This is a genomic window from Streptomyces sp. NPDC086077 (assembly GCF_040686175.1).
Lineage (GTDB): Bacteria > Actinomycetota > Actinomycetes > Streptomycetales > Streptomycetaceae > Streptomyces.
Window position 1 is genome coordinate 1 of the sequence record NZ_JBFBJT010000215.1, and the last position, 8921, is coordinate 8921.

The window sequence follows — 8921 nt, forward strand, 5'->3', positions numbered from 1 at the left end:
CCGGACACCGACGTCGTGCTGATGTACCTGGAGTCCATCGGCAACCCGCGCAAGTTCACCCGTCTCGCGCGGCGGACCGCGGCGGCGAAGCCGCTGGTCGTGGTACAGGGCGCGCGCCACGGGGGTGCGGCGCCCCAGGGACACGCGGTACGGGCCACGCGGCTGCCGCACGCCACGGTGTCCGCGCTGCTGCGGCAGGCCGGGGTGATCCGGGTGGACACGATCACCGAGCTGGTGGACGCCGGGCTGCTGCTCGCCCGCCAGCCGCTGCCGACGGGGCCCCGGGTGGCGATCCTCGGGAACTCCGAGTCGCTCGGGCTGCTGACGTACGACGCCTGCCTGGCCGAGGGGCTGCGGCCGCAGGCGCCGCGGGACCTCACGACCGCGGCCTCGCCGGAGGACTTCCGGGAGGCGCTGGCGCGGGCGCTGGCCGACGACATGTGTGACGCGGTCGTGGTGACCGCGATACCGATGGTGGGGGAGGGGAAGGCGGGGGACGCCGCGCTGGCCGAGGCTCTGAGGTCGGGTGCGGCGGCGGTGCCCTCCAAGCCGGTGCTCGTGGTCCACGTCGAGCTGGGCGGACTCGCGGACGCCCTGTCGGCGGCGGCGAGCACGGCACCGCAGCGGGGGCCGGCGGGGCCCGGCGACGGGAGCGGGGCGGAACCCTTGCGCCCTGGGGAGCGGCGGCTCGCGGCGGGCGAGGCCGGGCAGGCGGGCGCCGGCTCAGGCCGGCCGGCCGCCGTAGAGGGAACGCGCCCGGGTACGCCTGCGCGGCCTCCACGGACGGCGAAAGCCGTCACCGGCCAGGAAGCCCCCACGGCTCCCACTCCCCTCCCCATCGAATCCCACCTCATCCCCGCCTATCCCGCCGCGGAACGCGCCGTCCGCGCGCTCGCCCAGGCCGTCCAGTACGGGCAGTGGCGACGGGAGGCCGCCGACCCCGGGAAGGTGCCCGAGTACGACGACATCGACGAGAAGAGGGCCGCGGAGCTGATCGGCGGGCTGCTCGCGCGTGGGCAGGGGCTCACGCTCGGCACGGAGGAGACCTGCGAGCTGCTGCGCCGGTACGGCATCCATGTGCACCGCGCCCTGCCCGCCCCGGCCCCCGACGACGCGGCGGCGGCCGCCCGCGCGCTCGGCTACCCCGTCGCCCTCAAGGCCACCGCCCCGCACCTGCGCCACCGCGCCGACCTCGGCGGTGTCCGGCTCGACCTCGCGGACGAGGAGCAACTGCTCCGGGCGTACACCGAGTTGACGGAGACGTTCGGGGGGCCGGAGGAGCTGCGGCCGGTCGTGCAGCGGATGGCCCCGCGAGGAGTGGACACCGTGGTACGGGCCGTGATCGACCCGGCCGCCGGAGCGGTGCTCTCCTTCGGGCTCGCCGGGGCCGCCTCCCAGCTGCTCGGGGACACCGCGCACCGGCTGGTCCCGGTCACCGACCGTGAGGCGACCTCGCTGATCCGCTCGATCCGGACCGCGCCGCTCCTCTTCGGCTGGCGCGGCTCCACCCCCGTCGACACCCCGGCCCTCGAACAGCTGCTCCTTCGGGTGTCCCGCCTGGTCGACGACCACCCGGAGGTCGTCGCGGTCACCCTGGAACCGGTCGTCGTCGCCTCAGACGGCCTGAGCGTCCTCAGCGCCTCGGTCCGTTTGGCCCCACCCCCCGTCCGCGACGACCTGGGCCCACGAACCCTCCCGACGTACTGAGCCATGGCCCGCACAGCCGGAGCGGTGCCTCGCAGTCAGTGGGCCCCCGTAGGATGGACGGCATGGCCAAGACCAGTACGACGACCCAGGGGCTGCGTGCGGCGATCGAGCGCAGCGGCTACTACCCGGCCCTCGTGGCCGAGGCGGTGGAGGCCGCTGTGGGCGGCGAGCCCATCCGGTCGTACCTGGTCCATCAGGAGACGACGTTCGACCAGAACGAGGTGCGGCGGCATGTGACCGTGCTCGTCCTGACCGACCACCGCTTCATCGTCAGCCACACCGACGAGCAGGCCGCCGACAGCACCTCGCCCACGCCGTACGCCACGACGTCGACGGAGTCGGTGAAGCTCGACCGGATCTCCTCGGTCGTGGTCAGCCGCGTCGTCGGGAACCCCGAGTCGTACACGCCGGGCACCCTCCCGCGCGAAGTGGTGCTGACGATCGGCTGGGGCGCCGTCTCCCGAATCGACCTGGAGCCCGCCGCCTGCGGCGACCCCAACTGCGAGGCGGACCACGGCTACACGGGCAGCTCGACGGCGGACGACCTCAGCCTGCGTGTCAGCGAGGCCGGGGACGGCCCGGAGACGGTCCGCCAGGCCCTCGTCTTCGCGCAGGCCATCTCCGAGGCGACCGCGGACCCCACGCGCTGATGGCTCAGCCCGCCGCTTGGGAGCACCCCGAGCCCCTCGCCGTCGACTCCGCCCCGCGCCCCGAGTACGGCACGGGCTCGCTCGCCGACCTGCTGCCCACCCTGGCCGCCGGCATGGGGGTACCCGGCATGACCGCGGCCATCACCGAGCTGACCCCCGCGGACCGGGTCTGTGTGTTCCTGATCGACGGGCTCGGCTGGGAGCAGGTGAAGGCGCACCCCCAGGAGGCACCCTTCCTGACCTCTCTCCTCCCTACCTCGCGCGGCGGTACGGGCCGCCCCCTCACCGCCGGCTACCCGGCGACGACCGCGACCTCCCTCGCCTCCGTCGGCACCGGCCTCCCGCCGGGCGCGCACGGCCTGCCCGGCTACACCGCGCGCAACCCGGACACCGGCGAGCTGATGAACCAGCTCCGCTGGCACCCCTGGACACCGCCGGCCGCCTGGCAGCCGTACCCCACGGTCTTCGAGCTGGCCGACCGCGCCGGCGTGCACGCCGCGCAGGTCTCGTCGCCCGCCTTCCAGAACACCCCGCTGACCAAGGTCGCGCTCAGCGGCGGAACGTTCCACGGGCGGCTGACCGGCGAGGAGCGCATGGACCTCGCCGCCGAGCAGCTCGCCGTCGGTGACCGCTCCCTCGTCTACACGTACTACGCCGAACTCGACGGCGCGGGCCACCGCTACGGCGTCGCCTCCGACACCTGGGTCGGCCAGCTCATGTACGTCGACCGCCTGGTCGAGCGCCTGGCCGAGCAGCTGCCCCCGCGCAGCGCGCTCTACGTCACCGCCGACCACGGCATGGTCGACGTGCCCTTCGACGAGCGGCACCGCATCGACTTCGACGAGGACTGGGAACTGAGCGCGGGCGTCGCCCTGCTCGGCGGCGAGGGCCGCGCCCGGCACGTCTACGCGGTGCCGGGCGCGGGGAACGACGTGCTGACCTGCTGGCGCGAGGTGCTCGGCGAGCAGTTCTGGGTGGCCTCGCGGGACGAGGCGATCGCGGCGGGCTGGTTCGGGCCGCACATCGACGAGCGGGTGTACGCGCGCATCGGCGACGTGGTCGCGGCCGCACGGGACGACGTCCTGCTCATCGCCTCCCAGCGGGAGCCCAAGGAGTCCTTGATGGTGGGCAACCACGGCTCGATGACCCCTGCCGAGCAGCTGGTCCCGCTGCTCGAAGTACGTTCCTGACACCCACCCTGCCGACCCCTCGCCGAAAGGTGCTCAACTTTCCATGCCCGAGCTGGTGTTCTTCTCCGGAACGATGGACTGCGGGAAGTCGACGCTGGCTCTCCAGATCGAGCACAACCGGTCCGCGCGCGGACTGCAGGGCGTGATCTTCACCCGCGACGACCGGGCCGGCGAGGGCAAGCTGTCCTCCCGGCTCGGCCTGGTCACCAACGCCGTCGAGGTCGCCGACGGCATGGACCTGTACGCGTATCTCGTCGACCAGCTCTCGCAGGGCGGGCGCGCGGACTACGTGATCGCCGACGAGGCGCAGTTCCTGGCGCCGGAGCAGATCGACCAACTAGCGCGCGTGGTCGACGACCTGGGCCTGGACGTCTACGCCTTCGGCATCACGACCGACTTCCGCACGAAGCTCTTCCCGGGCTCCCAGCGGCTGGTGGAGCTGGCCGACCGGGTCGAGGTGCTCCAGGTCGAGGCCCTGTGCTGGTGCGGAGCCCGGGCCACGCACAATGCCCGTACGGTCGGCGGACAGATGGTCGTCGAGGGTGCCCAGGTGGTCGTCGGCGACGTCAACCAGGCGGACACCGTCGGCTACGAGGTGCTGTGCCGCCGGCATCACCGGCGGCGCATGACGGCCGCCTCGGCGCACGCGGCGGCGCTGTCGCCCGACGTGCTGCCGGTGTCACCGGCCTGAGCATCCCCCGTCGTACCTGTCGCAGCTCCGCTCCGGCAGTTCCGCCTCGGCGGCGGCCCGGCTCTGGATCAGTGCGAAGCGCGCGCCCGCGGGGTCGGTCACCGTGGCCACGTGCCCGCGCGCGCTCTCGGCCGCCGGCTTGAGGACATGGCCGCCCAGCCCGGCGACATGACGCAGCGCCTCGTCCACGTCGGCGACCTCGAAGTACGTCAGCCAGTGCGGGCCCCGGTCGCGGGGGAGCGAGGTGCCCACGCCGTGGACGCCGGCGACGGGGCGGCCGTCGAGGTGCAGGGTGACGTGGTCGATGTCGGCGGAGACGACCGCCTCGTGCTCGTGGCCGAAGACGCTGCCGTAGAACTTGGCGACCCTCTCCGACTCGAACGTCAGCAACTCGTGCCAGGCCGGTGTCCCAGGCAACCCCGCGATGCCGATGCCCTGGTGGGCCGCTGCCTGCCAGACACCGAAGACCGCGCCCGAGGGATCCGAGCAGATGGCGAGCCGACCGGCGTCCTCCGCGTCGAGCGGACCCACGCCGACCGTGCCACCGCACAGGCGGATGGTGTCAGCGGTCCGGTCGACGTCGTCCGAGGCCAGGTACGGCGTCCAGGCGACGGGCAGATGCCGGTCCGGCGGCAGCTGACCGATGCCCGCCACCTCACGGCCGTCGAGCAGGGCCCGCACATAGGGGCCCAACTGCTGGGGGCCGGGGCGGAACTCCCAGCCGAAGAGGGTCCCGTAGAACTCCTCGGTCGCGGCCAGTCCGTGCACCATCAGGCTCACCCAGCAGGGTGCGCCGGGCGTGTACCGGACGTGCGCATCGCCTTCGCGGTCGGCCGGCCCCCGTGCCTCGGTCATCGTCACTCTCTCCCCGGCCCCTCGCGGTGGCCGCGTCGCTTCCGCTCCCGGACCCCCGTGCCCGATGCTCGCACCGCCCTCGGTGTCCCGCTCCGGGCACGCGGCCGCATTCGGCTCCACGCCCGGCAGTTGTCCGGCCTGCGGTTGCTTGTTCGTTTCCGGGGGATTGCTCTCGGATGTCGATCGGCTCTACAAATTGTGCCCGACCCGGTACGCCTGGTGATCGAGCGTGTCCGGCCGAGCAGAGTAGCCGGACCTGGACGATGGGGCCACCCCGTGCGCAAGGATGGTGACCATGAACGCCATCATCACCGCATCCGAACTCGCGAGCGACCTGGCAGGACCCCGTCCGCCCGTCCTGCTCGACGTCCGCTGGCAGCTGAGCGTGGCCAAGGCGGCCGGTGAGCCGCCGTTCGACGGCCACGCCGAGTACGCCGTCGGGCACATCCCCGGCGCGGTCTACGTCGACCTGGACCGTGAACTGGCCTCCGTGGCCGGCGCGCACGGGCGCCATCCGCTGCCGGACCTCGTGGAGTTCGGTGCCGCGATGCGCCGTGCGGGTGTGACGTCCGGGCGCCGGGTCGTCGTGTACGACGGCGGCCAGGGCTGGGCCGCGGCCCGCGCCTGGTGGCTGCTGCGCTGGACGGGGCACCCGGACGTGCGGGTGCTCGACGGGGGGTTGCCGGCGTGGGAGGGCGCGCTGTCGGTGGAGGAGTCGACGCCGGCGGAGGGCGACTTCCGGCCGGAGCCCGGCGCGGAGGGGCTCCTCGACGCGGACGCGGCCGCGGCGTTGGCCCGATCGGGTGTGCTGTTCGACGCGCGGGCGGCGGAGCGGTACCGGGGCGACGTGGAACCGATCGACCGGGTGGGTGGGCACATCCCCGGGGCGGTGTCGGCGCCGACGAACGAGAACGTGGGGGCGGACGGCCGCTTCCTGCCCGCCGCGGAGCTCCGGGCGCGCTTCGACGCGCTGGGGGCGCACGACGGGGAGCAGGTGGGCGTGTACTGCGGTTCCGGTGTCTCCGGGGCGCATGAAGTGCTCGCGCTGGCCGTCGCGGGGATCCCGGCGGCGCTGTACGTGGGGTCGTGGTCGGAGTGGTCGTCGGACCCGTCGCGACCGGTGGCGGTGGGACCGGATCCACAGTGACGCAGGCGCGGGTGGGGCATGTCGCTCGCTCACCCGCGTGCGCGCCGAGAGCCCGCACCTGGTCGATCAGGTGCGGGCTCTCGTGCCTCTGGCGATCTTCGGGACTACTCCTGCTTCTTGCGCCGCGTCCCGAACACGATTTCGTCCCAGCTCGGGACGGCCGCTCTGCGGCCCGGGCGGACGCCGTCCGCTTCGGCCTGGCGGTCGGTGGCGCCGACGAGGCGGTCACGGTGGCTGCCGACGGAACGTGGCATGAGGACGTCCGCGTAGGCGGAACCGGCCGAGGCCGCAGGCGCCGGAGGCTCCTCCGCCTCGGGCTCCGCGACGGGTTCCTCCACCGGCTCGGGCGCGGGACGCTCCGGGACCACCAGGTCGCCCCGGAAGCTCGGCACCGCCTCCAGCAGGCTGGTCAGCGAGTCCCGCTCACCCACGCCCTCCTCGGCGGGCTCGGCCGGGGACGGCGGCAAACTCGGCCGCTCCCGCTCCAGGGGACGCTCCAGCGAGCGCTCGCGCGGCAGCCGTGCGATGCGCGGGACGAACGGAAAGCTGGGCTCGGGCGTGCCGAGGTCGTCGGCCTCGCCGATCAGCGAGCGGGCCTCGTCGTCGACCGCCTGGACGAGTCGCCGGGGCGGGTCGTACGTCCAGCTCGCCGAGTGCGGTTCGCCCGCGACGACGTAGACCAGCAGCACTTCCCAGGTGCCGTCGTCACGGCGCCAGGAGTCCCACTGCACGGTGTCCTTGTCGGCGCCGCGCAGCACCAGGCGCTCCTGCACGGCCTCGCCGAGCAGCGGGCCGGAGTTCTCGCCGGGGCGGCGGACCGGGGTCTTGCGGGCCCGCTCGGCCATGAAGGCGCGCTCGGCCAGCACGGGACCCTCGAAGCGACGTACGCGATCGACGGGGATGCCCGCCATTTGGGCGACCTCTTCCGCGGTCGCGCCCGCACGTATCCGCGCCTGGATGTCTCGGGGGCGGAGATGGCTCTCCACCTCGATCTCGATCTGGCCGAGGCGGGGACGGTCGCCGCGCACGGCGGCGCGGAGCCGTTCGTCGATCGGAAGCGTGTACTCCGTGCTGTCCGCAGCCTTCAGCACCAGCCGTGTGCCGTCATTGGAGACGGCCACGACACGCAGTTCGGGCATGGGGACCTCCCGGGTGGTGCCTGCCGACGTCACGTGCGTCGCTGCTTCCGCTAGTCGAGTGTGGCCTGCCCGGGTGCAGCCTGCCACAACCTTGCCGAGTTGCCCGGCGTGTCGGGCACGGGGCCTGCGACGCCGTTATGGCACGGTTACCTTTTCGCAACGCTAAGTGACCAACTCCGTCACCCTGGGCAACAAGCCCCCTCCCGGCGGTCCTTCTAGGTCGCGGACGCCCAGGCGGGAGACCGGACCCAGGGCTCGCCACAGTACTCCATTTGGACCACGTGCGTGGATTGGCGCGCCGCCCAACTTCTTCCGGGGGACGACACTTGGCCGCCGCTGACGGGATTTCCCGATCGCGCACGTGGCGTACTTCACGGAATCACCAGATACGGAACTACCGGTTTCGGCCGTACGTCCGCCTCTCGCGCCCCTAGTCGATCAAGTGCGGGAAAGGCAGGCAATGCCCCGGAATGCGTGAAAGGACCGATGTCGTCCAGGAGTCGAGCACCGGGGAGGAGGTGGAGCAGAAGCGGATCGACCTGAGCGTGCCCCGGGTCGCGGGCAGTGCCGTGGCCGCCGTGGTGGCAGCCGAACTCGCCTCGTACTTCGGTGTGTACGGCACCATCCTCGGCGCCGGCCTCGTCAGCGTCGTCGCCACCTGCGGCGGTTCGCTGTTCCGGCACTTCTTCTCGCGGACCGGCGGGCATCACCACCTGTGAACCGGCCTCCGGCGGCAGCTTCAGCGGCAAGGGGAGTACGACGGTGGGCGGTTCGACGCCCGCTCCTTCCGGTACGCAGGACACCCCCGACGGCGCCACGCCGTCCGACGACGCCTCGTCCGGCAGCGACGAGAGCGGTACGACGGGCAGTCCGACGCCGACACCCGGCCCGAGTGAGAGCGGCGAGGGGGAACAGGGCACCGGCGAGGAGCCGGCGGCGACCGTCACGCCCAGTGCGCCCGCTACGGACCCAGCACCCTGCGCAAGTAGTCGTTCTGGAACCGACGATCCGGATCCAGCCGATCCCGCAGCGCCGTGAACTCCCCGAACCGCGGATAGACCCCGGCCAAGTACTCGGCGTCCCGCGTGTGCACCTTGCCCCAGTGCGGCCGCCCCTCGTAGGCGGTGAAGATCCGCTCCGCTGCCGTGAAGTACGCCTGATGGGGGGTGCCCTGGAACATGTGGACGGCGATGTACGCGGTGTCACGGCCCGACGCCGTGGACAGCGTGATGTCGTCGGCCGGGGCGGTGCGCACCTCGACGGGGAAGCTTATCCGCAGCCGGGACCGGTCGACCGTCGCCTTCAGCTCGCGCAGCGCCTCCACGACGGCCTCGCGCGGAAGGGCGTACTCCATCTCCACGAAACGCACCCGGCGCGGGGAGGTGAAGACCTTGTACGGGATGTCCGTGTAGGTGCGCGCGGAGAGGGCCTTGCTGGAGACCCGGGCGATCGCCGGGATGCTCGCCGGCGCGGCGCGACCGACCCAGTTGGCCACCTGAAACAGCCCGTTGGAGAGGAACTCGTCCTCGAACCAGCCCTTGA

General features: G+C 73.0%; 9 protein-coding genes. 6 read left to right on the forward strand and 3 right to left on the reverse strand.

The features are described from left to right. The 4 genes from AB0O67_RS34745 to AB0O67_RS34760 all read left to right on the forward strand — a co-directional run. Positions 1–1707, forward strand: a 1707-nt coding sequence (locus tag AB0O67_RS34745) for an acetate--CoA ligase family protein (RefSeq protein WP_365459217.1), incomplete at its 5' end; no start/stop codon positions are given. Between the two features lie 53 nt (positions 1708–1760). Next, a complete protein-coding gene (locus AB0O67_RS34750; protein WP_365459241.1) occupies positions 1761–2357 on the forward strand; it encodes a DUF5998 family protein in 597 nt (198 codons plus the stop codon). Then, complete coding sequence (locus AB0O67_RS34755) at positions 2357–3547, forward strand: nucleotide pyrophosphatase/phosphodiesterase family protein (RefSeq protein ID WP_365459220.1); 1191 nt, start codon at positions 2357–2359, stop codon at positions 3545–3547. The genes AB0O67_RS34750 and AB0O67_RS34755 overlap by 1 nt, the downstream gene beginning before the upstream one ends. Before the next feature lie 43 nt (positions 3548–3590). Further along, entirely contained in the window at positions 3591–4238 is a 648-nt protein-coding gene (locus AB0O67_RS34760; protein WP_365459223.1) for a thymidine kinase, read from the forward strand. Here AB0O67_RS34760 and AB0O67_RS34765 read toward each other — a convergent pair. Next, positions 4227–5093: a VOC family protein gene (locus AB0O67_RS34765; protein ID WP_365459226.1), complete on the reverse strand. Its 867-nt coding sequence runs from the start codon at positions 5091–5093 to the stop codon at positions 4227–4229. The genes AB0O67_RS34760 and AB0O67_RS34765 overlap by 12 nt on opposite strands. Positions 5094–5388: 295 nt before the next feature. Here AB0O67_RS34765 and AB0O67_RS34770 point away from each other — a divergent pair, with 295 nt between their 5' ends. Continuing rightward, on the forward strand, positions 5389–6240 hold the full coding sequence (locus AB0O67_RS34770; protein WP_365459229.1) for a sulfurtransferase: 852 nt from the start codon (positions 5389–5391) through the stop codon (positions 6238–6240). 104 nt (positions 6241–6344) lie between these two features. Here AB0O67_RS34770 and sepH read toward each other — a convergent pair whose 3' ends face one another. Then, positions 6345–7379, reverse strand: coding sequence for a septation protein SepH (sepH, locus tag AB0O67_RS34775; RefSeq protein WP_365459232.1), 1035 nt, complete (start codon positions 7377–7379; stop codon positions 6345–6347). A 470-nt stretch (positions 7380–7849) separates the two neighbouring features. Between sepH and AB0O67_RS34780 the strand changes: the two genes are divergently transcribed. Further along, complete coding sequence (locus tag AB0O67_RS34780) at positions 7850–8098, forward strand: hypothetical protein (RefSeq protein WP_365459235.1); 249 nt, start codon at positions 7850–7852, stop codon at positions 8096–8098. A gap of 242 nt (positions 8099–8340) precedes the next feature. Here AB0O67_RS34780 and AB0O67_RS34785 read toward each other — a convergent pair. After that, a partial coding sequence (locus AB0O67_RS34785) for a D-arabinono-1,4-lactone oxidase (protein ID WP_365459238.1) occupies positions 8341–8921 on the reverse strand: 581 nt, incomplete at its 5' end.

Coding starts and splice junctions, on each gene's coding strand:
- AB0O67_RS34750 (WP_365459241.1), top strand. CDS start 1,761: ATGGACGGCATGGCCAAGACCAGTACGACGACCCAGGGGCTGCGTGCG.
- AB0O67_RS34765 (WP_365459226.1), bottom strand. CDS start 5,093: ATGACCGAGGCACGGGGGCCGGCCGACCGCGAAGGCGATGCGCACGTC.
- sepH (WP_365459232.1), bottom strand. CDS start 7,379: ATGCCCGAACTGCGTGTCGTGGCCGTCTCCAATGACGGCACACGGCTG.
- AB0O67_RS34780 (WP_365459235.1), top strand. CDS start 7,850: ATGCGTGAAAGGACCGATGTCGTCCAGGAGTCGAGCACCGGGGAGGAG.
- AB0O67_RS34770 (WP_365459229.1), top strand. CDS start 5,389: ATGAACGCCATCATCACCGCATCCGAACTCGCGAGCGACCTGGCAGGA.
- AB0O67_RS34760 (WP_365459223.1), top strand. CDS start 3,591: ATGCCCGAGCTGGTGTTCTTCTCCGGAACGATGGACTGCGGGAAGTCG.
- AB0O67_RS34755 (WP_365459220.1), top strand. CDS start 2,357: ATGGCTCAGCCCGCCGCTTGGGAGCACCCCGAGCCCCTCGCCGTCGAC.